Annotated in this window: 24 protein-coding genes; 19 read left to right on the forward strand and 5 right to left on the reverse strand. The window is 61.8% G+C overall.

What is annotated here, in order from left to right:
• Positions 1-31 precede the first annotated feature (31 nt).
• The 5 genes from P6U31_RS03555 (at position 32) to P6U31_RS03575 (ending at position 6,083) form a co-directional block, all read left to right on the forward strand.
• The gene (locus tag P6U31_RS03555; protein ID WP_407186887.1) at positions 32-367 is read left to right on the forward strand and encodes a DUF736 domain-containing protein; all 336 of its coding nucleotides are present in this window, start codon (positions 32-34) and stop codon (positions 365-367) included.
• A 181-nt stretch (positions 368-548) separates the two neighbouring features.
• Positions 549-1,301: a lytic transglycosylase domain-containing protein gene (locus tag P6U31_RS03560; protein ID WP_407190078.1), complete on the forward strand. Its 753-nt coding sequence runs from the start codon at positions 549-551 to the stop codon at positions 1,299-1,301.
• Positions 1,302-1,877: 576 nt separating this feature from the next.
• Positions 1,878-3,617 carry a relaxase/mobilization nuclease domain-containing protein gene (locus tag P6U31_RS03565; RefSeq protein ID WP_407186888.1) on the forward strand — a complete coding sequence of 580 codons (1,740 nt, stop codon included), beginning with the start codon at positions 1,878-1,880 and terminating at the stop codon, positions 3,615-3,617.
• 41 nt (positions 3,618-3,658) lie between these two features.
• Positions 3,659-5,638: a conjugal transfer protein TraG gene (locus tag P6U31_RS03570; RefSeq protein WP_407186889.1), complete on the forward strand. Its 1,980-nt coding sequence runs from the start codon at positions 3,659-3,661 to the stop codon at positions 5,636-5,638.
• A gap of 7 nt (positions 5,639-5,645) precedes the next feature.
• A complete protein-coding gene (locus P6U31_RS03575; protein ID WP_407186890.1) occupies positions 5,646-6,083 on the forward strand; it encodes a CopG family ribbon-helix-helix protein in 438 nt (145 codons plus the stop codon).
• Positions 6,084-6,149: 66 nt separating this feature from the next.
• Here the strand turns inward: P6U31_RS03575 and P6U31_RS03580 are convergent, their stop codons facing one another.
• A complete protein-coding gene (locus tag P6U31_RS03580; RefSeq protein WP_407186891.1) occupies positions 6,150-6,815 on the reverse strand; it encodes an SGNH/GDSL hydrolase family protein in 666 nt (221 codons plus the stop codon).
• A gap of 68 nt (positions 6,816-6,883) precedes the next feature.
• Positions 6,884-7,867 carry a S1/P1 nuclease gene (locus tag P6U31_RS03585; RefSeq protein WP_407186892.1) on the reverse strand — a complete coding sequence of 328 codons (984 nt, stop codon included), beginning with the start codon at positions 7,865-7,867 and terminating at the stop codon, positions 6,884-6,886.
• Positions 7,868-8,201: 334 nt separating this feature from the next.
• Between P6U31_RS03585 and P6U31_RS03590 the strand changes: the two genes are divergently transcribed.
• The 14 genes from P6U31_RS03590 to P6U31_RS03655 all read left to right on the forward strand — a co-directional run bounded on the left by P6U31_RS03590 (position 8,202) and on the right by P6U31_RS03655 (position 21,000).
• The gene (locus tag P6U31_RS03590) at positions 8,202-8,504 is read left to right on the forward strand and encodes a CU044_2847 family protein (RefSeq protein WP_407186893.1); all 303 of its coding nucleotides are present in this window, start codon (positions 8,202-8,204) and stop codon (positions 8,502-8,504) included.
• Positions 8,505-8,546: 42 nt separating this feature from the next.
• Positions 8,547-10,349 carry a serine protease gene (locus tag P6U31_RS03595; RefSeq protein ID WP_407186894.1) on the forward strand — a complete coding sequence of 601 codons (1,803 nt, stop codon included), beginning with the start codon at positions 8,547-8,549 and terminating at the stop codon, positions 10,347-10,349.
• Positions 10,350-10,389: 40 nt separating this feature from the next.
• Positions 10,390-10,800 carry a hypothetical protein gene (locus P6U31_RS03600; RefSeq protein ID WP_407186895.1) on the forward strand — a complete coding sequence of 137 codons (411 nt, stop codon included), beginning with the start codon at positions 10,390-10,392 and terminating at the stop codon, positions 10,798-10,800.
• Positions 10,801-11,278: 478 nt separating this feature from the next.
• Positions 11,279-12,277 (forward strand): P-type conjugative transfer ATPase TrbB, encoded by a 999-nt coding sequence (trbB, locus tag P6U31_RS03605; RefSeq protein ID WP_407186896.1) that lies wholly within the window; start codon positions 11,279-11,281, stop codon positions 12,275-12,277.
• The gene (locus P6U31_RS03610) at positions 12,274-12,615 is read left to right on the forward strand and encodes a TrbC/VirB2 family protein (RefSeq protein WP_407186897.1); all 342 of its coding nucleotides are present in this window, start codon (positions 12,274-12,276) and stop codon (positions 12,613-12,615) included. Before trbB ends, P6U31_RS03610 begins: the two co-directional genes overlap by 4 nt.
• Positions 12,615-12,890 carry a VirB3 family type IV secretion system protein gene (locus P6U31_RS03615; RefSeq protein WP_407186898.1) on the forward strand — a complete coding sequence of 92 codons (276 nt, stop codon included), beginning with the start codon at positions 12,615-12,617 and terminating at the stop codon, positions 12,888-12,890. The genes P6U31_RS03610 and P6U31_RS03615 overlap by 1 nt, the downstream gene beginning before the upstream one ends.
• A gap of 7 nt (positions 12,891-12,897) precedes the next feature.
• Complete coding sequence (gene trbE / locus P6U31_RS03620) at positions 12,898-15,336, forward strand: conjugal transfer protein TrbE (protein WP_407186899.1); 2,439 nt, start codon at positions 12,898-12,900, stop codon at positions 15,334-15,336.
• Entirely contained in the window at positions 15,333-16,091 is a 759-nt protein-coding gene (gene trbJ / locus P6U31_RS03625) for a P-type conjugative transfer protein TrbJ (protein WP_407186900.1), read from the forward strand. Before trbE ends, trbJ begins: the two co-directional genes overlap by 4 nt.
• A gap of 12 nt (positions 16,092-16,103) precedes the next feature.
• Positions 16,104-16,424, forward strand: coding sequence for a putative entry exclusion protein TrbK-alt (trbK-alt, locus tag P6U31_RS03630; protein ID WP_407186901.1), 321 nt, complete (start codon positions 16,104-16,106; stop codon positions 16,422-16,424).
• Complete coding sequence (gene trbL, locus P6U31_RS03635) at positions 16,421-17,782, forward strand: P-type conjugative transfer protein TrbL (RefSeq protein WP_407186902.1); 1,362 nt, start codon at positions 16,421-16,423, stop codon at positions 17,780-17,782. Before trbK-alt ends, trbL begins: the two co-directional genes overlap by 4 nt.
• A gap of 2 nt (positions 17,783-17,784) precedes the next feature.
• Positions 17,785-18,474, forward strand: coding sequence for a conjugal transfer protein TrbF (gene trbF, locus P6U31_RS03640; protein ID WP_407186903.1), 690 nt, complete (start codon positions 17,785-17,787; stop codon positions 18,472-18,474).
• Complete coding sequence (gene trbG, locus P6U31_RS03645) at positions 18,471-19,550, forward strand: P-type conjugative transfer protein TrbG (RefSeq protein WP_407190079.1); 1,080 nt, start codon at positions 18,471-18,473, stop codon at positions 19,548-19,550. Before trbF ends, trbG begins: the two co-directional genes overlap by 4 nt.
• Positions 19,541-20,746 (forward strand): TrbI/VirB10 family protein, encoded by a 1,206-nt coding sequence (locus tag P6U31_RS03650; protein ID WP_407186904.1) that lies wholly within the window; start codon positions 19,541-19,543, stop codon positions 20,744-20,746. The genes trbG and P6U31_RS03650 overlap by 10 nt, the downstream gene beginning before the upstream one ends.
• Entirely contained in the window at positions 20,743-21,000 is a 258-nt protein-coding gene (locus tag P6U31_RS03655) for a DUF2274 domain-containing protein (RefSeq protein WP_407186905.1), read from the forward strand. Before P6U31_RS03650 ends, P6U31_RS03655 begins: the two co-directional genes overlap by 4 nt.
• On the opposite strand, the gene P6U31_RS03660 is transcribed toward P6U31_RS03655, so the two are convergent.
• The 3 genes from P6U31_RS03660 to P6U31_RS03670 form a co-directional block, all read right to left on the reverse strand.
• A complete protein-coding gene (locus P6U31_RS03660; RefSeq protein ID WP_407186906.1) occupies positions 20,964-21,878 on the reverse strand; it encodes a LysR substrate-binding domain-containing protein in 915 nt (304 codons plus the stop codon). The two genes, P6U31_RS03655 and P6U31_RS03660, sit on opposite strands and share 37 nt — an antisense overlap.
• Positions 21,879-22,725: 847 nt before the next feature.
• Positions 22,726-23,007 carry a helix-turn-helix domain-containing protein gene (locus P6U31_RS03665; RefSeq protein ID WP_407186907.1) on the reverse strand — a complete coding sequence of 94 codons (282 nt, stop codon included), beginning with the start codon at positions 23,005-23,007 and terminating at the stop codon, positions 22,726-22,728.
• A 337-nt stretch (positions 23,008-23,344) separates the two neighbouring features.
• Positions 23,345-24,595, reverse strand: a complete 1,251-nt coding sequence (locus P6U31_RS03670; protein ID WP_407186908.1) for a D-amino acid dehydrogenase — start codon at positions 24,593-24,595, stop codon at positions 23,345-23,347.
• Positions 24,596-24,610 lie beyond the last annotated feature (15 nt).

The following is a 24,610-nucleotide window of genomic DNA, read 5'->3' on the forward strand; positions in this document are numbered from 1 at the left end:
GCTTCCCAACCCAGCAAGCAAGGAGACTTCCATGGCGCAAATCGGTCAGTTCACCCGCGAGAAGTCCGGTTTCACCGGGCGCATTGAAACGCTTTTCTTCGAGCGAATTCTCACCCTCGTCCCGGCCGAATCCTCGGATGCTGAGAACGCGCCCGACTACCGCATTCGCCTCGGCGATGGCGAAGGACCCGAGATCGGCGCGGGCTGGAAGCGCACCGGCGAGAAGGCGGGCGACTACGTTTCGCTCGTCATCGACGATCCCACGCTGCCGCGGCCGATCCGTGCCAATCTCTTCCAGTCGGGCGACGACAAGTCGGTCTGGACGCTGAACTGGAATCGTCAGCCCCAGCGCACCGAACGGGACTGATCGCATGCAGGGTCCCGTCGCGTGCGTCGCGCACAAGGCGCATCCAAGCCCCATCCCTTTGGTCGCCAGAAAGCGGCCTCATCTCGCCATTTCGCTCGAACGTCGGCCGGCCACTGCGCACAGCGGTGGTCAAGTGCGGTCCCTAGCCGCTGCATCGAGCGTCCCCTCGAAGAACGCGAGCATAACGGCTTCCGCGCGCTGTGCAGATAGGGCAGGTGCCGCTGCTGTCGTTCTCCTGCTGGCCGGCCTGCTGGGGATTAGCGGGCCAACGGCGGCGGTGGCCGCGCAGGCAGCACCAGTCCAACGTCAACAGGCAAGCGATCGCTATGCCACTCATGTGGCGGAAGCCGCACGGCGGTTTGGCATTCCGGTAGCGTGGATTCGCGCTGTCATGCGAGTCGAGAGCGATGGCCATCGGCGCGCCGTCTCACCCAAAGGCGCGCTCGGCCTGATGCAACTCATGCCCAAGACCTGGGCGGAGATGCGCGTTCGCTATGGCCTCGGACGCGACCCCTTCGATCCGCACGACAACATCCTGGCTGGCGCCGCCTTCCTTCGCGAGCTGCTTGACCGCTACGGCTCGCCAGGCTTTCTCGCGGCCTATAATGCAGGTCCTGGCCGCTACGAGGATTTTCGCGATCGACATCGTCCGCTGCCCGCGGAGACCATCGCCTACGTCGCAGCCATCGTCCCTTTTGTCGATGCGGAGAGCGCGCCAGGACCTCTCCTCGTCGCGGCCTCTTCTCGTTCATCCTGGACGCGGGCGCCACTGTTTTTCACCCGCGCTGACGGACTGTCTTCCACGACACGAGCGGCATCTGATCGACCGACGACCGACAAGCCGGCTGCGGTTCCCGTGCACGATCTCTCGGCCATTGCACCGCAGTCGAATGGTCTATTCGTAGCACTCTCGACAACGGGAGGATCGCGATGACTTCACGTTGTCATCAGCATGAACACAAGGATCGACGCTCGCCCGTCTGCGTCCTTGCTGCGGAGGCCTGGCTATTGGTCGCGCGATGGCAGCTTACCACCGCCATCGGCCGCGAAGCGGACGAGTGTGATAATAACGTGCTGATGGCATATGGGCGATGCCTTCGGCCCGCGCTCTACTCGTCGCTTCGCTCCTCACCGAGCCACCCTACGGGTGTCTCGGCCCTTCGGGTAACGATCGCTATCGCAAGCGCTCGCAAACAGTGGGGGCTTCGCAAGTGGACTGCCAGGTCGGGGCGGCTCTTTCGCAATGAATCGGCCGCCAGACGACGTGTTTTGTCGCAAATCGCCGCGAGTGCCGAAAGTCTGTTGGCTTGGAAGTTGAGCCCTGGGAACCAGCGACCGGAACGATGGGAACGATGGCGAGATAAAAGGCCGCAATGTGCGGCTCGGTCGGTCGGTTGTTGTTGCTTTGGTTTTTTGCTGATCCGGCAATGTGCGGCTTCGGCGCGCAATGTGCGTCTTACCGTCAAATCATTGCACGGATTCTGGATTTCGCACGTTGCCGAGGCTGGCCATGGCTGAGGAGAAGGAATTTCAGCCTCGGCCTGGTCGCATCCGCTCTTCAAGGAGCCAGCGGGCAAAGCCCTTCATCGCCCAGGCGCTCGCCGCCGCGCAGCGCGCCGGCGGCGAGGTGTCGCGTGCTGGCCGTCTCACCAGCCATCGTCATTCGCGCTTCGGCCGCGGCCGGGTCGCCAGTGAACGGGCGAACCGACTGCTCACCGGCCGCTCGCGTCTGGTGACGATCAAGACCCGCGTCGTTCGCCATACAGCGCGCTCCACGCCGCTCGCCTCGCACCTCGGCTATCTCCGGCGCGAGGGCGTCACCCGGGACGGGGAGAGGGCGCACCTGTTCGGCCCCGAGACAGAGGATGCCGATCCGAAGGCCTTCGCCGAGCGCTGCCAAGATGATCGGCACCACTTCCGCTTCATTGTCTCGCCGGAGGATGCAGCCGATCTGGCTGACCTCAAAGGCTTTACCCGCGAGCTCGTTGGCCAGATGGAGGTCGACCTCGGTACCAAGCTCGATTGGGTCGCCGTCGATCATTGGAATACCCAGCACCCGCACGTCCACATCCTCGTGCGCGGGGTCGCCGAGAATGACCAGGACCTCGTCATTTCTCGCGCCTACATCAAGGAGGGGATGCGTGCCCGCGCGCAGGATCTGGTCACCCAGGAGCTCGGACTGCGCTCCGATCTCGACATTCGCCGCTCGCTCGAGCACCAGGTCAAAGCCGAACGCTGGACACAGCTCGATCGCCAGCTTGTTCGCGACGCGGGTCGCAATGGCATCATCGACCTCGCGCCCGACCCGGGGCAGCAGCCCGATCAGTTCCATGCGTTGAAGGTCGGCCGGCTGGGGCGCCTCGAGAGCCTTGGCCTGGCGCATCAGGTCGGGCCAGGCCAATGGGTCATGGACGAGGCCGCAGAGACGACGTTGCGCGAGCTCGGCGATCGCGGCGACATCATCAAGCGCATCCACCGCAGCCTGACAGAACGCGGCATCGAGCGCGGGACCGCGAGCTACGTGCTGGCAGGCGAAAGCCTCGATGTCCCCGTCATCGGACGCCTCGTCGATCGCGGCCTCGACGACGAACTCAGGGCGACGGCCTATGCCGTCGTCGACGGCGTCGATGGCCGCACCCATCACATCAGGCTCTCGGATATTGAGGCAGCCGGCGACAGTGCACCGGGATCGATTGTCGAGCTCCGCAAGTTCGACGACGCGCGAGGGCAGCGTCGCGTGGTGCTGGCCGTGCGCTCAGATCTATCGATCGAAGCGCAGGTGACGGCAAGGGGTGCGACATGGCTCGACCGACAGGCGGTCGCGCGCGATCCGGTGCCACTTGGACAGGCCGGCTTTGGCGCCGAGGTCCGGCAAGCCATGGAACGGCGCGCGGAGGGGCTGATCGAGCAAGGTCTCGTCGAGCGCCAGGCACGCGGACTGGTGTTTTCGAAGAACCTCGTGGCCACGCTGCGCCGCCGGGAGGTGGAAGCTCTTGGTCGGCAGGTCGCGGCCGAGACGGGCCAAGCATTCAATCCGTCGGTCACCGGCGAATATGTCGCTGGGACCTATCGGCAGCGCTTCGCGCTCGCCTCCGGCCGCTTCGCCATGATCGATGATGGCCTCGGCTTCCAGCTCGTGCCGTGGACGCCCTCACTTGAAAAGCAGCTCGGCCGGCATGTCTCCGGCGTCGCCCGCGACGACGGTGGCGTCGATTGGGGTTTTGGGCGCAGCCGAGGGCCTGGCCTGTGAGCCATTCTTCCAACCACCGACATCAGGAAAGGGCGGCCGCCATGTCCGCGACAAAAGTGCTCTGGGGGCAGGTCATCACTGTTTTCGCGATCGTCCTGCTGACGTTCTGGACTGCGACGGAATGGACGGCCTGGCGCCTCGGCTTCCAGCCCCAACTCGGGCAACCCTGGTTCGAACTGCTCCACTTTCCATTCTATCTTCCACCGGCCTTCTTCTGGTGGTGGTACGCCTACGATGCTTATGCGCCACATGTCTTCATTGAGGGCGCCTATATGGCGGCTTCCGGCGGCATCATTGCTGCGGCGGTTGCGATCGGCATGTCGGTCTGGCGCGCGCGCGAAGTGAAGAATGCCGAGACCTATGGCTCGGCACGATGGGCCGAGCCGAAGGAGATCGCGCAGGCCGGGCTGCTTGGACCTGATGGCGTGGTTCTCGGCCGATTCGAGCGCGCCTATCTCCGCCATGATGGACCGGAGCATGTCCTGTGCTTCGCCCCGACCCGGAGCGGAAAGGGTGTCGGCCTCGTCATCCCGTCGCTGCTGACCTGGCCGGGATCTGCGATCGTCCACGACATCAAGGGCGAGAATTGGCAGCTCACCGCCGGCTTCCGTGCCCGGCATGGCCGCGTCCTCCTGTTCGATCCGACCAACGCGAAGTCGTCAGCCTATAACCCGTTGCTGGAAGTCCGGCACGGCGAGTGGGAGGTGCGGGATGTCCAGAATATCGCCGACATTCTTGTCGACCCCGAGGGCAGCCTCGAGAAGCGGAACCATTGGGAGAAGACCAGCCACGCGCTCCTGGTCGGCGCGATCCTCCACGTCCTCTATGCCGAGGAGGACAAGACGCTCGCCGGCGTTGCGGCCTTCCTGTCCGATCCCAAGCGGCCGATCGAATCGACGCTGGCCGCGATGATGCGGACGCCGCATCTCGGCGAGGCCGGTGTCCATCCGGTCGTGGCGTCTGCCGCGCGGGAGCTATTGAACAAGTCCGGCAATGAACGCTCCGGTGTCCTGAGCACCGCGATGTCGTTCCTGGGCCTCTACCGAGATCCCGTGGTGGCGGAGGTGACGCGACGCTGCGACTGGCGGATTGTCGACATCGTCGGGGCGGAGCGAGCGACCACGCTTTACCTCGTCGTGCCGCCGTCGGATATCAACCGCACCAAGCCGCTGATCCGGCTGATCCTCAATCAGATCGGCCGCCGCCTGACCGAGGATCTCCAGGCCAAGGCCGGCCGCCGCCGACTGCTCCTGATGCTCGACGAATTCCCAGCGCTCGGCCGGCTCGATTTCTTCGAATCGGCGCTCGCCTTCATGGCCGGCTACGGGATCAAGAGTTTTCTGATCGCCCAGTCGCTGAACCAGATCGAGAAGGCCTACGGGCCGAACAACTCGATCCTCGACAATTGTCACGTCCGGGTCAGCTTCGCGACCAACGACGAACGGACGGCGAAGCGGGTGTCCGACGCGTTGGGCATGGCGACCGAGATGAAGGCGATGAAGAACTATGCCGGCAGTCGGCTGGCGCCCTGGCTCGGCCACCTCATGGTGTCGCGGTCGGAGACCGCCCGCCCGCTGCTGACACCTGGCGAGATGATGCAGCTCCCCCCGACAGATGAGATCGTCATGATGTCGGGCCTCCATCCGATCCGCGCCAAAAAGGCGCGCTATTACGAGGACAGACGTTTCCAGGAGCGCATCCTGGCGCCGCCGGCGTTTACCAAGCCCAGCGGTAGCCGGCCGGACGACTGGAGTTCGCGGCCACTGCCGCCGCGCCCAACAGCGGCAGCCTCGGCGGACGATGAATCCGACGCAGAGGATCCGAAGACTGCCGACCGCCGGCAGCAGCCGGAACTGGCTCGTGACGCCGTGGAGAGGAGGGAACCCCTCGATAACGAGTTCGCCTCGGAATTTGCCGACGAACTCGAGGAAGATGCCCCGCGGATCGGGCGCCTCAACGACATGATGCAGGGCGTCGCACGCCAGGCATCGCTCGATCCGGGCGACGATCTCGGATTGTGAGGCAGGCATGACCACGCCAACAAAGAAAGCCCAGATGTCGGTGTATCTCGATCCTGATGTCATGAAGGCCCTGTCGGCCTACGCAGCTCGCCGTGAGCAATCGCTGTCGTTCATCGCAGAGGCCGCCATCGCATCCTTCCTGTCACCGGACGCCGACGAGCGGCGGGAGGCGGCGGTTGCTAAGCGACTCGATCAGGTCGATCGCCGCATCGCGCGGCTCGAACGCGACGTAGGGATCTCGGTCGAGACGCTGGCGTTGTTTGTTCGATTCTGGCTCACAACGACACCGCCGCTCCCCGAGCCGGCCGCAAAGGCGGCGAGGGCGCAAGGGGGCGCGCGGTGGGACAATTTCGTCGCGGCGCTGGGGCGACGGCTCAGTCAAGGACCGAAACTGCGACAGGAAATCCCGGAGGATATTCAGGAGGGCGAGCCGACGGGAGGGTAGCGCCTTATCGTCCAATGATCGCTCACCGCGTGGATGGAAATCCAACCGCGGTGGCGACGCCTTGGCTCAGTCGGGGGCAGCCGCTTCGGTCAAGCAGTCACAAAGGGCCTGAGCTATGCAATTGTAGCTCCAATCATTCTGGTGCAGCCAATTGCCGTCGAAGTTGCTGATCATCTGGTCGATCGGGATACCGCGGTTGATGTGCCAGTAGCGCATGATGTCGAAGCGGCGGAACAGCGCGACATCGCGCTTGGCCGCAATCGTTTCGATGATCCGGAGCATGTCTTGCGTGGTGGCCGTCGGCGTCTCGTCTTTTTGAAGCAACGCAGGAGCGTATTGAAGATCCATCAAGACGAGGTCGGCGTTCGTTCCTGACAGATGATCGATGCCACGGATAATTGCCGCTCCGACATCGTCTAAAAAGTAGTCCTTCCAAGCCGCATTGGTGCCGACCTGCCAAATCACCAAGCTTGGATTGAACGAGATGACCTCTTTCTTGAACCGCGCGGCTTCGTTCGGCGTTTCATCGCCGTTTACGCCGGCGTTGTGCATATTGATCTTGCGGCCCGGAAAGTGGCCGGCAAGTGCGGCCGCGAGCCTGTCTACGTACCCGTTGCCCGGGCTTGCTCCCTCCCCGAAGGTCGAGGATGAACCGATAGCGACGATGCTGACGTCGCCTGTACCTCGCAACGCCTCGGCGAGCCGGGGCAGCGGCTGCCCCAGCGAAGTCAATTCCGGCGGCGTCTCGCAGCTGGGGGGGCCGGCATCTTGATCTCCCGATGGCCAATCGCCGCGTGGCGTCACTGACGCGGTGTATAAGGGCACTGCGAAGAGCTGAAGACATCGTTCAGATACCGCGCAAGCCGTAGGCCGGCGAAGCCGAGTTGTTGGCTGATGAGCGGCGTCACTCGATCGTAGTAGGCTTGACCGATCGTGCCGCCCGTATCTACCCAGACGTTGAAGGCGATCGCCGCATTGTGGGCGTCTTCGGCCCACGCGACCGGGTCATCTTTGTTGTCGTTCTTGGCTGCATCGGTCGTCAGCCAGCCCGCTTCCAGGTCGTCGACAAAGGTCGGCCAATTGTACTCCATCGCGCGGATCAGAGTCGTGTCCCACATCTTGTGGAGATTGTCGGGCGGCGTCGAGCATTTGTCGGCCGAACATGTCTTTCCCTTGAACTGCAGTTTATCGGTCGTGAGCGTGATCCCGTTGCCCCCTATGTTCTCCCAGATCGTGTGGAAGGGCTGGTGGACGTCGCCTACGAAGTGGACGGCGAATTTGAGAGCGCGAAGCTGCTGATCGCCGGTGGTGCAACGCAACTCGTTCTTCAAGCGTGACAACTCGTTGATGACGCAGTCGCCTTGCTCGGGCTTTTCCTTCGGACACTCCGTCGCCGCATCGTAGCGCGTATCCTGCCTTGGAATGTCGACGAAGTGCCAGTTGTAGGTTCCGTTCGGCTTCCCTCCATCATAACGAACCTCATCGGCCCACGTTGAAACCGATGCCAGCGAGGGAGTCGAATATGGCGTCGTGTTAGGATTGGCTCGAAGGATTTGGGTTATGGCCTGGGCCGCGTTCTGAGAGAGCCGTCGTTGAGCGATCTCGGCGACGATCGAGTGGCCCTCCTCACCCCATGCCCAAGCGTCGGAAGCAAAAATAGTGAAAACCAGTGTCAGAAAAGCCCAACCTTTCCAGAAAGGAAATCGATTGCTCATCACCGGCTCTCCATTCAGGCGATTATTATTTTCGATCAATGTCTCGACTTTAGCTAGAACGTCCGTCATATTGCAATCCATCGGTCAAAATGATTTTTCTCGGCACGCTCATATTTGAGGGCCGACATCTTGGCGAGCTACCCGACTACGGAAAGCCCAACAGGGCGTATGATAATGGCGATCTATTGCAGAGGTATGATCCACGCGGCAAGTTGGCCTTCGTCAAGTCGTGGGATTTCGGGGCCTATCGCCGCTAGCGTGCTTGTCGCGGCAAATTCAGTTCGCGGCGCAGCTCGTTGACATGGGAAATCTAATTTCCTGAACGAAATCCGCTCGTCGGTCGGCTTGTCCGCATCGGAAACCAAAATTATGCTGGACGATACTTTTAGACAGGAGCAGAGCCTTGGATACGGACCTTCCGACTGAGATCTTGAAGATCAAGCTTCCTAACGGCGCCATAATCTATGCCGAAGTGCAACTCCTCGACCGCGAAGAAAACATTGCGGGCAAGGAGATCAACCTTTCTGATTTGAAAGAGAAGATCGCTGGCATCGCTGAAGTGGTGAGGGACGCGATTGTGGACCTCAAGCCGAAATCAGCCAGCATGGAATTCGGGCTTGAGATTGGCTTGGAAACTGGTTCGTTAACCGCGCTTCTGGCCAAGGGCACTGGCAAGGCAAATCTGAAAGTGAAGCTCGATTGGTAACGAGCGATGCGCGGCCGTCTCTTTAACCTTGTAATGCCTCGAATGTTCGAGGTCACAGTTAAGACCGAAGCTAAGGGGGCATCGGTAAACGGAACTGGCTTCTTTGTGGGCCCCGGTCTTGTTCTCACCTGCAAGCACAACGTTGTCGACGAAAAGGGTGCACTTCTCGACGTTGTGATTAAGAAGATTTCTTCTGACGGCACATTTGCCCAGCAAAAGCCAGTCAAGATCGAGGTGTCCGAGCGGGCAGATCTGGCGCTGCTGAGGATGGAGGATCTTTCCAATCGGTATGTCGTGCTGGATGACGCTTTGCTGTACGAGCAGAGTCTCCTCGGCTATGGTTTTCAGACGTCGACCTCGCAAGTCACGCTTGAACCGATTCCCTTGATCTACAAAGGCACTCGCGTCGCCCTTGGGCAATCCACTTCCAAGGGGCTTTGCCTGGCAGCGGAGGCACGCCTTGCCCATGAGCTAAGCGGATCGCCGCTGGTCAATCGTCAAACGCTCGCGGTATGTGGGATGCTCTACAGGCGGCTCAACACCGGACCGGGCGGCATCGGCTGTCCGTTAGAAGTTGTTTTTACTGAGTTTCCCGAACTCCAGCAGTCTTCCAGAGGAAGAAGGGACTGGTATTGGCAGCTACTGGTGTGGTTGGCGCGAATCTTCAGTCTAAATTTCCGACCGCGGACCGCTTTTCGAATTGCCTATCTCGGCGGTCTTGGCTTTGCGGCTCTCTTTCTGCTCTCGATAATCTTGAGCACGTATCAGGCGAACCGCCTCCTGTTCTCGCGCGAGGGACCTCTGGGCTCCCAACCTCTTTTTGATCTAGTGAACTTTTCGCCAGTGTCCTACCTGAGGGCGCGAGGCCTTGAAAAGGCTCAAGGCGAGTCCGAGTTCTCGAATCTGATCTTCGTCATGCGGCGCGACGGCGATTTCGTTCAAATAGCACCTACCCCGATTAGAAGGTCCTTACGAAGTTTTCGTGAGGATACTCCGGCCCTTGCCATTTCGGAGAGGGACGTCTCCTACGCAACCCCGAACACCGTGCAGAATGAATGCCGGCAGGAAGCGGCAAAGCGCCAACTCGAAATTGCTGCTCCGCCCTTTAACTCGATAGGTGTATTGGATCCTCCTGAGATCTGCCGGCTTTTTGTTGCCTCTCCGCCCAAGGATACTGCGGAAGCTACCGCTCGCCTTAGGGCTTGGCGGCGATGGAAGGCCACCACATTCTATAAGGCTAAACACGCATTCTACTATGTTCAAGCCGCAGCGGGCACCTGGTATTCCAACAACAACAATTTCCTCGAACCGCTCGTCAGCACCTCCGTCCTCACCGGGTTGAGCATTCCTCTGGAAGATTGCCAAAAATCTCTCCGCTGTGTAGCCACCGATCTCAACAAGCTCGAATTCGTGCCGAATGGATCGCAAATCAGCGCTACGCTTCCGCGGGGCGAGCCCGATGTCGGCTCCGAATTGGGAGACGGCCCATACCTCGACGCACAATTCTCGGTTGGCGGTAGCCTAAAAGCCCTTCGATTGGCCATCTCTCTGCGTGAAACGTCACTCGATATGGGAACGGCCTTGCAAGAAGTCCAACTCAGCGATTTGCTCGAATATTCCAGCGTTATCGGGCCACTGGCGACCCTGAATCGAGAGGCCTCGCGAACCGAGAATCTCCGTAGTCTGTTAGTGACCAATCTCACGGGCGCAACTCTCTTTGGACTTGTAACTGTCTGGCACGCTTTCGTGGTGTTCGCGCTCTTTGCCGTCGGCGATCGGGTGTGGAATGTGCGCGTCGCTCGCCGAAGAGCTGCAGGTGATGCAAACAAGCCTACTCACACTTAAACTGTTCCGAACTGGGCGAATTAGAAAGTCAGGAGAACTCATGCTCAAGAAATGTCTAGTTGTGATCCTTATCGCTTCGGCGTGTTCGCGCACTTGTATGGCTCAGGCCAGCAGCGGCCTCGAAGCAAGGCGCTCGCTCGCAAAAGCGACTTTGGAGCAGATCAATACCGCGGCGGATAATTTTAAGAAGAAGTGTGGCATTACTGTTTTTCAGGACATTGTGCCGGGCGAAGTTGATTGCGGCAACGGAAGACAGACGATCGGAGAAGCGTGGGGCCGAACTTTAGAACAAGCCGGCTACCCTGCCACTCCTCAGGCCCGAAGGCTTGCAGCGCAAAATCTGGGACTCGATAGCCGTACCAGCCTCGTTCTCTTTTTGGCTCCTGCTGACAACGAAAAACTCGACTATCTGATAAAGGCGCTCAAACAAATCCAAAGCGACGGCAACTAGTCGGCAAGCAGCTGCGTGCGAATATCCTGATTCTCCAGATCGGGTTAGCACCCCATCCGCCGCACGAGCGGCGGTGCGGTCGGAATCGCAGGGCCGAGTTACCTTCGCCCCAAAGCAGCCGGCGAGGCACGTGGTGCCGGCGTAACCTCTTGTCGACATAGCCGTGTGCGGCACCGTTGCGGATGCCGAAGTGCGTGCGATTGCTCGCTCCGATAACGCACGCGGGACGCGTGCTTTTCGACATCGGCTTTCCGACTAAGGTGAGACTGCGCAGCCACAGCTTGATTGACGCAACCTATCGCAGAGATGTTTAGTCGCGGCGATCGGAACGCTTTCGATAGAGCAAGTATTTTTTCTCTGCTCTACGCTGGCTCCATACGACGCCTGAATACTTGTTGAACTAACCCATTTCCTGCCTTTTCTATCCATCCCCGTCGCCGATCGCATTTCTGCGATTGGCGCTCGACGGGAACCGATCGTGGCGGGCACTTCACTCCATTCGGAAGCCTTCTCGCGTGGTGCGCGGATGTTGCGCACCGCGCTTGGCCCGGCGATCGCGACGTTCCTCGAAGACCCCTCGATCGTCGAGGTGATGCTCAACCCCGATGGCCGGCTCTGGATCGACAGGCTGTCAGGTGGCCTGGAAGATAGCGGACGCACGATGTCCGCCGCCGATGGCGAGCGGATCGTGCGCCTGGTCGCGCACCATGTGGGCGCTGAGGTGCATGCCGAGAGGCCGCGGGTCTCGGCCGAGCTTCCCGAGACGGGAGAGAGGTTCGAAGGACTTCTTCCGCCGGTCGTCTCGGCGCCAGCCTTTGCGATCCGCAAGCCCGCGGTCGCGGTGTTCACGCTCGATGATTACGTCGCAGCGGGGACGATGACCGCCGGTCAGGCGACGGCTCTGAAGGCCGCCGTGGCTTCGCGCAAGAACATCCTGGTTGCCGGCGGCACCTCGACCGGCAAGACCACCCTCACCAATGCACTACTCGCCGAAATCGCCGGCACCACCGATCGCGTGGTGCTGATCGAGGACACGCGCGAGCTGCAGTGCCGCGCTCCGAATTTAGTCGCGTTGCGCACCAAGGACGGCGTCGCGTCCCTGTCCGATCTCGTTCGGTCCTCGCTGCGGCTGCGTCCGGACCGCATTCCGGTTGGGGAGGTGCGGGGCAGCGAAGCATTGGAGCTTCTCAAAGCCTGGGGGACTGGCCACCCCGGTGGGATCGGCACGATTCACGCTGGGACTGCGCTCGGCGCGCTTCGTCGTCTCGAGCAGCTTATCCAGGAAGCCGTCCTCACCGTTCCCAAGGCGCTGATCGCAGAGACGATCGATGTCGTCGCGGTGCTGCGCGGCCGCGGCAGCGAACGCCGCCTCGCCGAACTTGCTCTCGTCGCCGGCCTCGATCCCGCCACCGGCGACTACCGTGTCCAATCCGCCGGGGCGGGCGGTGACCCCTCGCTTCCCGGAGATCCCCCATGATCCAGTTTCCTTGCGCGATCCGTCGCGTGCGTCGCCGCTTCAGCCTCGTCGCGGCGATCGCCTTCATCTCGATCGCCTTCGCGCCTGCGGCCTATGCCTCTGGCTCCTCGATGCCGTGGGAGACGCCGCTGAACCAGATCCTGGAATCGGTGCAAGGTCCGGTCGCGAAGATCATCTCCGTCATCATCATCACCGTGACCGGCCTGACGCTGGCGTTCGGCGACACCGCCGGCGGCTTCCGCCGGTTGATCCAGATCGTCTTCGGCCTGTCGATCGCCTTCGCTGCCTCGAGCTTCTTCCTCACCTTCTTCAGCTTCTCGGGCGGCGCGCTGGTCTGATGGCTGCGATGGTCGATCCCGAGGTGCCGGGCTTTTTCGCGCCGGTCCACCGCGCGCTCACGGATCCAATCCTGATGGGCGGCGCGCCGCGCAGCGTCGCAATCGCGAATGGCACGTTGGCGGCTGCCATTGCCCTTGGCCTGCGCCTCTGGATTCCCGGCGCGCTGATCTGGGCCGTGGGCCACGCCGCGGCCGTCTGGGCGGCCAAGCGCGACCCGCAGTTCGTGGACGTCGTGCGACGCCACCTCCGTTATCCGCCCTACCTCGTCACATGAGGCTTCCATGCTGAACCTCGCCGAATATCGCAATCGACCCGCCAGCCTTCCCGACTTCCTGCCCTGGGCCGCTCTGGTCGAGCGCGGCGTGGTCCTCAACAAGGATGGATCGTTCCAGCGGACAGCACGCTTCCGTGGTCCGGACCTCGACAGCGCGACGTCAGCCGAACTGGTCGGCGTGACGGCCCGCCTCAACAACGCATTGCGCCGCCTCGGCTCAGGCTGGGCGATCTTCGTCGAAGCCCAGCGCGCCGCTGCTCAGACCTATCCCTACAGCGCCTTTCCCGATCCCGCATCCGCGCTGGTTGACCTGGAGCGGCGGGATGCTTTCGAGGAGGCCGGCGCGCATTTCGAGAGCCGCTACTTCCTGACCTTTGTCTGGCTTCCGCCGGCCGAGGACGCCTCTCGCATCGAGAGTTGGCTCTATGAGGGCCGCGCGCAGAACGGTGTCGACCCTTACGAACTTCTGCGCGGCTTCGTCGATCGGACCAACCGCGTCCTGCAACTAGTCGAAGGCTTCATGCCGGAGGTGGCGTGGCTAGATGACGGCGACACCCTGACTTACCTGCACTCGACCATCTCGACCCGGCTTCAGCGCGTCCGCCTCCCGGAGACGCCGATGCATCTCGACGCGCTGCTCGCGGACGAGCCGCTCGCCGGCGGCCTCGAGCCGCGTCTCGGCAGCCACCACCTTCGCACACTCACCGTGGTCGGCTTTCCGACCGCGACCCATCCCGGAATTCTCGACGAGCTGAACCGGCTGGCCTTCCCTTACCGCTGGTCGACCCGCGCGATCCTGCTCGACAAGACCGAGGCTGTAAAGCTGCTGACCAGGATCCGCCGCCAGTGGTTCGCCAAGCGCAAGTCGATCGCCGCCATCGTCAAGGAGGTGATGACGAACGAGGCCTCGACGCTGGTCGATAGCGACGCCGCCAACAAGGCCGTCGATGCCGATCTCGCCTTGCAGGAACTCGGCACCGATGACGTCGGCCAGGCCTACGTCACCGCGACCGTCACCGTCTGGGACGAAGATCCCGGCCGCGCCACTGAGAAGCTCCGTCTCGTCGAGAAAGTCATCCAGGGTCGCGACTTCACCTGCATGGTGGAAGGGGTGAATGCACTCGAAGCCTGGCTCGGCTCGCTGCCGGGGCACGCCTACGCCAACGTCCGCCAGCCGCCGCTCTCGACGTTGAACCTGGCCCACATGATCCCGCTTTCGGCGGTCTGGGCTGGGCCGGCACGCGATGAGCATTTCCGTGCCGCCCCGCTGTTCTTTGGCAAGACCGAAGGTTCGACGCCGTTCCGCTTTTCGTTGCATGTCGGCGACGTCGGCCACACCCTGATCGTCGGCCCGACCGGTGCCGGCAAGTCCGTGCTGTTGGCGCTAATGGCGATCCAGTTCCGCCGCTATCGCAACAGCCAGATCTTTGCCTTTGATTTCGGGGGCTCGATCCGCACCGCGGCACTCGCCATGGGCGGCGACTGGCATGACCTCGGCGGCAGCCTGTCTGATAGTGCCGAGGATTCCGTCTCGCTTCAGCCGCTCGCGCGCATTGGCGATGCGGCGGAGCGCGCCTGGGCTGCCGAATGGGTGACCGCGATCCTTGCCAAGGAAGGCATCACCATCGATCCGACGGCGAAGGAGCATGTCTGGTCGGCGCTGACCTCACTGGCTTCCTCGCGGGTCGAGGAGCGGACGATCACCGGCCTGACGGTTTTGTTGCAATCGACCGCGCTCAAGCAGGCGCTGCAACCGTACTGCGTCGGCGGTCCCTCCGGCCGGCTGCTCGACGCCGAGGATGAGCGTCTTGGCTTGGCGTCAGTCCAGGCTTTCGAGACCGAGGGCCTGATCGGTGCTGGTGCTGCGCCGGCCGTCCTCACCTACCTCTTTCATCGCATCGAGGGACGGCTCGACGGCCGGCCGACGCTCCTCATCATCGACGAGGGTTGGCTCGTCCTCGACGATCCCGCCTTCGCCCAGCAGCTGCGCGAATGGCTGAAGACGCTCCGGAAGAAGAATGCGTCCGTCGTCTTCGCCACGCAATCGCTCTCCGACATCGACGGCAGCAACATTGCGCCGGCTATCGTCGAGAGCTGCCCGACCCGCATCTTCCTGCCGAACGAGCGCGCGATCGAGCCGCAGCTTACCCCGATCTATCGGCGCTTCGGTCTGAATGATCGTCAGATCGAGATCATCGCGCGAGCGACGCCCAAGCGGGACTACTACTGCCAATCGCGGCGCGGCAATCGGCTTTTCGAGCTCGGTCTCGGGCCGATCGCGCTCGCCTTCTGCGCGGCATCCTCAAAAGCCGACCATGCTTCAATCGAACGGCTGCTGGCCGAGCATGGCCGTGAGGACTTTACGGCGGCCTGGCTCGCCGATCACGAGCTGCTTTGGGCCGCCGATCTCATCCCTGACCTAACAAACCTGGAGGTGCAATCATGACCGTCCGTAAGATGCGGCGCGCAAGCCTGATGGCCGCGACCGCCCTCTCACTCGCCCTGTCGCTTCCACCGCTTTTGACGACGCGGGCTGACGCGCAGTGGATCGTCTACGACCCCAGCAACTTCAGCCAAAACGTGCTGACGGCGGCGCGTGAGCTGCAGCAGATCAACAATCAGATCCAGATGCTGACCAACCAGTCCCAGAGCCTGGTGAATCAGGCGAAGAATCTGGCGAGCCTGCCGATGTCGACGCTGGCCCAGCTCCAGTCGACGATCGCGCGGACGCAATCGCTGCTGAGCCAGGCGCAGAACATCTCTTTCAACGTCCAGCAGGTTCAGACCGCGTATTCCAGCAGCTATGGCACAGCGCCAGCCACCGGGTCCAACGCGACGCTGTTTGCCGCCGCCCAAACCCGTTGGCAGAACTCGGTCGGCGCTTTCGAGGACTCGCTGAAGGTGCAGGCCGGCGTCGTCGGCAATATCCCGACCAACTCCGGCGCGATGACGTCGCTGGTCACGGCCAGCCAGTCCGCAAGTGGCGCGCTGCAAGCAGCTCAAGCCGGCAACCAGCTCCTTGCCCTGCAATCCCAGCAGCTCTCAGACCTGGTCGCGGTTCTCGCCGCCAAGGGACGAGCGGATGCGCTGGAGCAGGCGCGCGTGACGGCGACGGAGTCGCAAGGCGCCCAGCAATACAAGATCTTTGCGACGCGCAGCGGCTACCAGCCCGGCAACATCACCATGTTCAGCGGCAACTGAAGGCGTAGGACTATGGATCGCTCGGATTTCTGGCGCGCAGTCGCGATGATCGCTGTGCTGGCCGTCTTCATGGCCACGCTATCCTTCATCCATCGGCGCTCCGAGCCGCGGCCCACATCCGACGCTCCCGCCGTCTCCACGCCCGACGATCTCTCGGCCGAGCTGCGTCGCTGCCGCGCGCTTGGGCCAGAGGATGCCGAAGATCCGCACTGCAGGGCGGTCTGGGAGGAGAACCGCGCGCGCTTCTTCGGCAGGCCGGCGCGGCCTCTGCTGCCACAGGCCGCGCCGGCCACTCCGCCGACGCCGAAGGCTACGGAAGGAGACGCGCGGTGAACAACGTCGGAGTAATTGATACCTTCCTCAATACCTTCACCACCTATATCGATTCAGGCTTCGGCCTGATCAAAGGCGAGGTCACCTATCTCGCTTCGACCCTGATCGTCATCGACATCACCTTGGCCGGCGTGTTCTGGGCCTGGGGCGCTGACGAAGACGTTCTCCAGCGTCTCGTGAAGAAGACGCTCTATATCGGCTTCTTCGCCTTCGTCGTCACCAATTTCAACAATCTCTCGGGCGTCATCTTCAACAGTTTCGCTGGCCTTGGCCTGAAAGCCGGCGGCTCCTCGATCTCGACCGCGGACTTTTTGCGTCCTGGCCGGCTCGCGCAGGTCGGCCTCGATGCCGGGCAGCCGCTGCTCGATGCCGCAAGCCAGATGATGGGTTTTACCAGCTTCTTTGCCAATTTTGTGCAGATCGCCGTATTGATGGTGTCCTGGCTGCTGGTGCTGATCGCCTTCTTCATTCTAGCGGTGCAGCTGTTCGTGACCCTGATCGAGTTCAAGCTGACGACACTCGCCGGCTTCATCCTGATTCCCTTCGCGCTGTTCAACAAGACCGCGTTCCTCGCCGAGAAGGTGCTCGGAAACGTCGTCGCCTCCGGCGTGAAGGTGATGGTGCTCGCCATCATCGTCGGCATCGGCACCGGACTCTTCTCCCAGTTCACGTCAGCCTATGCCGGCGGCCAGCCGACGATCGAGCAGGCGCTCTCGGTCGTGCTCGCTTCGCTCGCCATGCTGGGCCTTGGGATCTTCGGGCCCGGCATCGCAACCGGGCTTGTGTCCGGGGCACCGCAGCTTGGTGCGGGCGCAGCCGTCGGCACCGGCCTTGCCGTCGCCGGCACCGCGATGGCGGCGGGCGCAGGGCTTGGGCTTGCGGGGAGGGGAGCGATGGCCGCGACCTCCGGTGCTGCGGCGGCCGCACGTGGTGGTGCGGCGACGGCAGGCGGCATGTCCTCCGCTTACAACCTTGCATCAGCCGGCGGGTCCGGCGCTAGTGGAGTTGCCTCCGGTCTCGGTGGCGCGGGCCGTGCTGCGGCCAGCAGCGTGGCAGCTCCCGCCAGACGTGCCGCTGCGCAAGCGGCCAGTGCAATGAGCGAGAGCTTTACCTCTGGCGCCCGCGCCGGTGTCGCAAACACCGGTGGCTCCTCGACCATAGGGACCATCGAGCGTGGCGCGGCCGCAAATGATGGAGCCACCCCTGGAGCGGCAAGCGAGAGCGGTCCACCCGCCTGGGCCCAGCGCGTCAGGCGCAATCAGACGATCGTTCACGGCGCGCAGACCGCAGCCCAAGCCCTCAAATCCGGCGACAGCCACGGCGGCGGTCACTCCGTCGATCTCTCGAGAGGAGAATAATAATGTCAGTCTTTCGGCGATCGTCGGTCCGCTACGGCCGCACGCCCGAGCCCGCAACCCCGTATCAGCGTGCCGCGCAAGCGTGGGACGATCGCATCGGCTCGGCGCGCGTGCAGGCCAGGAACTGGCGGCTGATGGCCTTCGGTTCGCTGATCCTTAGCTGTGGTCTTGCCGCCGGGCTCGTCTGGCAGTCCACGCACGGCACCGTCGTTCCCTGGGTGGTGCAGGTCGACAAGCTCGGCGAAGCGCAAGCCGTGGCGCCTGCTGTCACCGACTACCGGCCGAGCGATCCGCAGATTGCCTGGTACCTCGCGCACTTCATCGCGATGGTGCGCTCGCTTCCGGCCGATCCGATCATCGTGCGGGAGAACTGGCTGAAGGCGTACGACTTCACGACCACGGCGGGCGCGATGGCGTTGAACGACTACGCCCGCGCCAATGACCCCTTCGCCAGTCTCGGCAAGCAGCAGGTCGCGATCGACGTCTCCAGCGTCATCCGCGCCTCGCCCGACAGTTTTCGGGTCGCCTGGGTCGAGCACCGCTATCAGGACGGGGCGCTTGCCGGCACTACACGTTGGACCGCGATCCTCACCATCGCAATTCAGCCGCCCACCGATGCCGATCGGCTGCGCAAGAATCCGCTCGGCATCTACGTCAACGCTATCAACTGGTCGAAGGAGCTGGGACAATGAACCCGCCGTTTTCATCACATGCCGGCGGTCCGGCTGCACGTCTCTCCGTCATTCACCAAAAACGGAAAGACGGGGATACGTGCTTCCGTAAATCCGCTTTGGCGGCTTTGCTGATGTCCGTCTCGGCCCTTGGTGGCTGCGCGCACAATTTCATTCCGCCTGACATCAACTACGATACCGCGGAGCCGGCAACACTCACCGCTGATCCGCCCGCGCCGATCAAGATTGTGGAATTGCCAAAACCCCTCCCGCTTCCCGGGCAGTTGAAACCGCTCGCTGCTGGCAAACGTGTACCGGAAGCCGCCGACCCAAAAGTTCGCGTCAAACAGGCCAACGCCGCAGCACGTGTGCAGCCGGTCCGCAACGGCTTCATCAACGCGGTCCAGGTCTATCCGTTCTCCGGCGGAGCGCTTTACCAGGTCTATACGGCACCGGGCCAGATCACCGATGTCGCCCTCCAGGAGGGTGAGCAGCTCACAGGCTCCGGTCCGGTCGCTGCCGGCGATACCGTGCGCTGGATCATCGGTGATACCGAGAGTGGCGCCGGTGCGACCAGGAAGATCCACATCCTGGTCAAGCCGACGCGGCCGGAGTTGATCACCAATCTCGTCATCAACACCGATCGGCGGACCTATCTCCTCGAGCTGCGCTCGACGGAGAAGACCTATATGGCCTCGGTCTCCTGGCAATATCCTGAGGATCAACTGATCGCGCTTCGCCAGCAGAATGCGACGGCGGAGGCCGCAGCGCCGATCGCCACCGGGGTCGATCTCGGCTCGATCAACTTCCGCTACGCGATCGAGGGCGATGATCCGGCCTGGCGTCCGCTGCGCGCCTTCGACGACGGCAACAAGGTCTACATTGAATTCCCCAGCGGCATCGCCCAGGGCGAAATGCCGCCGCTGTTCGTCATCGGTCCGGCCGGCGGCTCCGAACTGGTCAACTACCGTGCGAACCGCAACTACTACATCGTCGATCGCCTGTTCGCCGCCGCCGAATTGCGTCTTGGCGACAAGGACAGCGAGCGGCGCGTCCGCATTGTCCGCACCGACGGAAGGCCGCGCTCATGGCGATAAGCGGCGAAGACGAACATCAACGCGATGTCCCACCCGTCGCGCCGCCGGATCTTCGGCTCCGCGCCGAGCGGCCACCGGTCACACGCCTCTCACGCAAGATCCTGATCGGGGTCGGCGCGGTGTCTGCCCTCGCAGTGGCGGGAGCACTCGGCTACGCCCTGCAAACCCGCAACAGGCAGCAAGCCGGCCAGGAGCTGCTCAGCACCCAGAATAGCCCTTCTGCCGAGGGCCTCGCGGCCCTGCCGAAGGACTACACGGGCCTGCCGCGTCAGGCGCCGCCGCTCGGGCCGCCGCTGCCCGGCGATCTCGGCAAGCCGATCCTCAACGCGGGCGCTGCATTGAACACCGTCCCCGGAACGACGGCCGATCCGGAGGCGCAGCATAGAGCACAGGAGATTGAAGCGGCGCGCGTCAGCCGCCTCTTCGCCCAGACTGTTCAGCAGCCGCAGAGCGTCGGCCAAATCGTTCCGAATAGCTCGACCGCAACCGCGACGACCCCGGCCGCGACACCGCCCGTCGATGCCGGATCCGCTCAGAACATGCAGGACCGCAAGACGGCCTTCCTCAATGCTTCGACGGATAAGCGCACCGTCAGTCCCGACCGGCTCGAGGCCAAAGTCTCTCCTTACGTCGTGCAAGCAGGCACCGTGGTCCCGGCTGCGCTGATCACGGGCATCCGCTCCGATCTACCCGGCCAAGTTACCGCCGCGGTCACGGAGGCGGTCTATGACAGTCCGTCCGGCAAATATCTTTTGGTTCCCCAAGGTGCCAAGCTGATCGGCCAGTACGATAGCTCTGTGGCTTTTGGCCAGAGCCGAATCCTCCTGGTCTGGACCCGCATCATCATGCCGAACGGCAACTCGATCGTGCTGGAGCGCCAGCCCGGTGCCGACACCGGCGGTTATGCCGGGCTTGAGGACGAGGTCGACAACCATTGGGGCATGCTGTTCAAGGCCGCCGTCCTCTCGACCATGCTCAGCGTCGGCGCCGAGGCGGGCACGAGCCAGAATGAAAACAACCTCGTTCAGGCAATCCGCAGCGGCGCGTCTAACAGCATCAGCCAGACCGGCCAGCAAATCGTTCAGCGCCAGCTCAACATCCAGCCGACACTGACCATCCGGCCAGGTTTCCCGGTGCGGGTCATCGTCACGCGGGATTTGGTATTGTCACCCTACGGCAAGGGAGTAACGCGATGACGAAGCTCAAGCTTGGGCCGCTTGAAGACGACAAACCCGTCAAGCTCACCATCGAGTTGCCGGCGGCGGTCTTTAGGGACCTCAAAAACTACGCCGAGATTCTAACGCGTAGCGGAGGGGCAACGACGCCGACCGAACCTGCCAGATTGATTGCGCCGATGATCGAGCGTTTTATGACAACAGACCGCGCGTTTGCGAAGGCGCGCAGAAATGCTGCTCAGTCAGTTCCCGCCGCCACAGAAAAATCCGGATAGCGTTCACGAAGCAGATCGAGAAGCGGACGCAACGACGGGTTGCCGTTCGCCTCCCGCCAATACGCTCGAAAGCTCAGCCGCGTTGGTCCTTCGGCATCATGAACTTCGCGGAAGGTGACACCAGGAAAGGTAGTGCCGGTCGCACTTTCCAATGCCAACAGAATGCCCCAGTCCGAGCCGACCAAGGGTAGCAGCTGATCGAGCACCACTTCGTGGCGAAGAAGCGCACAAGGGTTGCACTCCAACTTACTGACGAGAAGCTTCAGAAGTTCCGGTCCTGGGGCACGCTGTGAGATCAACAGCTGTTCGCCTTTCAGTTCGCTCCAGTGAATAAGGTCGCGATTTGTGAGAGGATGCTTTGCTGGGAGGGCAGCAACGACACGCTCGCTCCAGAGCAACAATGACCTGTCGCTCCAGCTCGGATGGGAGCCAGTCACCACGGCAACGTCGACGGCAGATCTGGTCAGATCCGAGATTAAATGATCGCTCGCGCCGTCGACAAATTGTCTATCGACATCGGGAAAGCGCAACCGGTGCTCAAGGAGAGTGGCCCGGAGATTGCCGGCTGAGAGCGAGGTGTGAATGCCGATGACCAACCGACCACTCTCGCCACGCGAGCGGGTCTTGAGGCGAGCGGTCATGGCTTCAGTTGCGCCTACGATGCGCCGGGCGTCCTCGAGGAATTCTTGACCTTCGATAGTTGGTCGCGTCCCAGCATTGGTGCGCTCGAAGAGCTTGCTACCCACCACGTGCTCGAGATTCCCAAGACAGCGACTGAGCGTTGGCTGCTTGATCCTGAGCGCCTCTGCTGCTTGGCGAAGGCTTCGGTGCTGGGACGCGACGATTGCCCAGCGTAGGTCTCGAAATTCCACTGGCACGGTCGGAGCGTAACCCCTCTAACTCGTATTATTCGGTCAAGTGCCACGATTCGATGCAGTTCGGATCGACAAAATATCAACCGGTAGTAGAACTTTCTCCGAATTCATCGGAAGCAAAGTTTCAACCGAAATGGGTAATACCGGGAATATCCGTTTTCATGGCCCCTCTGCGCGAGACTGCCTCAGGCCAGTCGCTTGCTGAACGCTGCCCAGCGACAGCGGGGGACTAAAAGCCGAGGGCGGCGAGTCTCTGACAGTCTATGAGCCAAAGCGAAGGAAGATCTTGAATCATCGGGACGCTTCTGTTCTTCCAACACCAAAAGCTAAAGTTGGTGGGTGTCTGCCTTTTCCCCAATCGGCAGCGCCTTTTAGAATCTTTCGATGTTACTCAAGCTTACCCAACCCTTAGAGCGAAAGGGACGCTAGGACAACAATGATGGCTAGCCTTCCCCCTGCTGCCGCCTCTGAAGAGGAGGCACGTGGATTTCTGGGCCAAAGAGCCAAGCGCCGGCAGGTCTTTACGTCATTCATCGAAGACCGGAACACATCATCTAGCGATGCGATGTATGTTTGGTCGATGCGAGAACCGGTTTTCTGATTAGGATGTAACTATCAGAGCGGATGCTTTGGGACATGACGTCGGACGAGGCACGTTGATCCAACTTTCGGAGACGAATCCAGTCATCCATCGCAGCGCCCCTGTATGGCCTGTCTGACCTCACTAATCACATGAAAGCCGAACAACACACCGGATGGGATACCCCTTGCTGCCGTTCGGCTGCTAAACATAATCTTAGAACGAGATTGGTCTTGTAAGTCCCGTCCAGTGGGTGCGCGACAGCCGCAATTATTTCTTCCTGCGACGTGGACGCGCTGGTTTGCGAGTTTTAGGCAAGGTCTTGGGAAACCTCGCACCTTTCGGCGGCCGAACAAACAACTCTGATAAATGGACGTCCAGCGTTTCGGCGACGCGGTCGAGAAGATCAATTGTCGGATTCTTCGATTGCCGCTCCAGACCACTGATGTAGGAGCGGTCGATCCCGGCCTCGCAAGCCAATTTCTCTTGCGAGATACCTTGATCTACGCGAATCCGGCGCACATTCCAGGCCACAATCGCACGAGTTTTCATGCACCAACTCATGCCATGGGGCCAACCGTGAAAACACTGGCTATAATCCCACTATTAGGTCTTACCTCTGCAGTAACGTGTGCTCAAGGGCCTGCGAAAGATCTGCATTCATGCTGCGGTTTTGTGAGCAGCCCGTTGAGGCTCTTCTTTATCGCGCGTCGATCGTCGTCCGGCGCTATCATGCCCTCCATCCAATAGAGGCCTGAATGACGCGCTGCATGGAGGTCCTGCCGACTTGAAATGGATAAGCTGCTTTCCAAGCGTGATCGACGGCAGGCGAGCGTCGACCGGGATCACGGCAAGTGTCAACCCAGCCCACTGATGGAATGACGCGGAACTATCCGTAGCGCCCTAGGCCGAGATCCTCTGTTTCGATATCGGGTTTCCGTCCCGAGACAAGATCCGCTATGACCCGAGAGGAACCGCAGCTCATCGTCCAACCGAGAGTGCCATGCCCGGTGTTCAAGAATAGATTTCTGAACTTGGTCCGGCCGATGATTGGGGTGCCGTCCGGAGTCATAGGTCGCAGGCCCGACCAGAAGGATGCACTCTTGGGATCTCCACCGGGGAATAGATCCATCACCGAGTACTCCAAGGTCCGCCGACGTGCTTCGACGAGATCATTCGTATAGCCCGAGATCTCAGCCATTCCGCCGACACGAATTCGATCGCCGAGACGGGTAATCGCGATCTTGTATGTCTCATCCATGACCGTCGATTGGGGAGCACGCGAAGTGTCGGTGATTGGAATTGTCAACGAGTATCCTTTGACAGGATACACTGGAAGCTCGATTCCGATCTTCTTAAGGAGAAGCGGTGAATAGCTTCCAAGTGCGACAACTGCTGCGTCCGAGCGAATAATCCCGCGATCGGTGATCACACCACGCACCTGGCCAGCGTCGATTTCCAGCCCGCTGATGAGATGTCCGTAACGAAAATCGACGCCCAACGCTGCGGCTTTTTGCTCAACCGCATTGCTGAATTTGAAGCAATCGCCGGTCTCGTCTTTCGGAGTCAAAAGTCCTCCGACTATCCGGTGGCGCACGTAGCGCAATGCGGGTTCGGCCCGAACACAACCATCGCGATCGAGTACCTCGAAAGGAACGCCGTCTGCCGCAAGAGCCTTCACGTCCTTTGCCGATGCATCGAGCTGTTGCTGAGTGCGGAACAGCTGCAGGGTTCCCTGCATGCGCTCGTCATACCTCAACGAGACCTCTCCTCTCAGCTCGGCAAGTGCCGTGCGACTGTAGTCCGCCAGACGCAGCATCCGTCCTTTATTGACTGCATATCGGGTGGCCGTGCAGTTGAATAGCATGCGAACAAGCCAAGACAGCATGGCTGCATCAAGCTTCGGACGAAGGATCAACGGGGCATGCCGCATGAGCATCCATTTGACGGCCTTCATGGGGATTCCCGGGGCAGCCCACGGCGAGCAGTAACCAAAGGAAACTTCCCCCGCGTTTGCGAAACTCGTTTCCAGCGCAGGACCCGACTGCCTATCGAGAACAACGACTTCGTGCCCGAGCTTTGCAAGCTGATATGCGGTTGTGACGCCGATAACGCCTGCGCCTAGAATTGTGACTTTCATTATCTAATCCAACGT

It is taken from the genome of Bradyrhizobium centrosematis (genome assembly GCF_045571495.1).
Classification (GTDB): domain Bacteria; phylum Pseudomonadota; class Alphaproteobacteria; order Rhizobiales; family Xanthobacteraceae; genus Bradyrhizobium; species Bradyrhizobium centrosematis.

Coding starts and splice junctions, on each gene's coding strand:
- P6U31_RS03555 (WP_407186887.1), top strand. CDS start 32: ATGGCGCAAATCGGTCAGTTCACCCGCGAGAAGTCCGGTTTCACCGGG.
- P6U31_RS03565 (WP_407186888.1), top strand. CDS start 1,878: ATGGCTGAGGAGAAGGAATTTCAGCCTCGGCCTGGTCGCATCCGCTCT.
- P6U31_RS03570 (WP_407186889.1), top strand. CDS start 3,659: ATGTCCGCGACAAAAGTGCTCTGGGGGCAGGTCATCACTGTTTTCGCG.
- P6U31_RS03575 (WP_407186890.1), top strand. CDS start 5,646: ATGACCACGCCAACAAAGAAAGCCCAGATGTCGGTGTATCTCGATCCT.
- P6U31_RS03585 (WP_407186892.1), bottom strand. CDS start 7,867: ATGACGGACGTTCTAGCTAAAGTCGAGACATTGATCGAAAATAATAAT.
- P6U31_RS03595 (WP_407186894.1), top strand. CDS start 8,547: ATGTTCGAGGTCACAGTTAAGACCGAAGCTAAGGGGGCATCGGTAAAC.
- P6U31_RS03600 (WP_407186895.1), top strand. CDS start 10,390: ATGCTCAAGAAATGTCTAGTTGTGATCCTTATCGCTTCGGCGTGTTCG.
- P6U31_RS03610 (WP_407186897.1), top strand. CDS start 12,274: ATGATCCAGTTTCCTTGCGCGATCCGTCGCGTGCGTCGCCGCTTCAGC.
- P6U31_RS03615 (WP_407186898.1), top strand. CDS start 12,615: ATGGCTGCGATGGTCGATCCCGAGGTGCCGGGCTTTTTCGCGCCGGTC.
- trbE (WP_407186899.1), top strand. CDS start 12,898: ATGCTGAACCTCGCCGAATATCGCAATCGACCCGCCAGCCTTCCCGAC.
- trbJ (WP_407186900.1), top strand. CDS start 15,333: ATGACCGTCCGTAAGATGCGGCGCGCAAGCCTGATGGCCGCGACCGCC.
- trbK-alt (WP_407186901.1), top strand. CDS start 16,104: ATGGATCGCTCGGATTTCTGGCGCGCAGTCGCGATGATCGCTGTGCTG.
- trbF (WP_407186903.1), top strand. CDS start 17,785: ATGTCAGTCTTTCGGCGATCGTCGGTCCGCTACGGCCGCACGCCCGAG.
- trbG (WP_407190079.1), top strand. CDS start 18,471: ATGAACCCGCCGTTTTCATCACATGCCGGCGGTCCGGCTGCACGTCTC.
- P6U31_RS03650 (WP_407186904.1), top strand. CDS start 19,541: ATGGCGATAAGCGGCGAAGACGAACATCAACGCGATGTCCCACCCGTC.
- P6U31_RS03655 (WP_407186905.1), top strand. CDS start 20,743: ATGACGAAGCTCAAGCTTGGGCCGCTTGAAGACGACAAACCCGTCAAG.
- P6U31_RS03665 (WP_407186907.1), bottom strand. CDS start 23,007: ATGAAAACTCGTGCGATTGTGGCCTGGAATGTGCGCCGGATTCGCGTA.
- P6U31_RS03670 (WP_407186908.1), bottom strand. CDS start 24,595: ATGAAAGTCACAATTCTAGGCGCAGGCGTTATCGGCGTCACAACCGCA.